Origin of the sequence: Pseudoalteromonas sp. S16_S37, assembly GCF_014694405.1 — a bacterium.
Classification (GTDB): domain Bacteria; phylum Pseudomonadota; class Gammaproteobacteria; order Enterobacterales; family Alteromonadaceae; genus Pseudoalteromonas.
The window spans coordinates 1-233 of sequence record NZ_JAAUWV010000293.1; the positions used below are offsets into that span (position 1 = coordinate 1).

Here is a 233-nt window from a genome sequence, read left to right on the forward strand (position 1 = left end):
TTTTGTGGGATGCAGTTTTTTACTCATCAGATGCCGTGTGACCCCAGTTCGATGGTTCGCTTTCGCAAGCGAATTGGCGAGCAAGGTGCGGAACTCATGTTATCGCTGACCGTCGATGTTGGGCTAAAAGTCGGCGCGGTAAAAGAAAGTAGTTTGCGCGAAGTGGTGGTGGATAGCACCGTGATGGAAAAGAACATCTGTTTTCCAACCGACAGTAAACTGCTTGAACGATG

At 48.9% G+C, this 233-nt stretch carries 1 pseudogene; it reads left to right on the forward strand.

The annotated features are described in order from the left end of the window. Positions 1–233 (forward strand): annotated as a pseudogene (locus HC733_RS23755) (IS5/IS1182 family transposase); the annotation flags it as partial.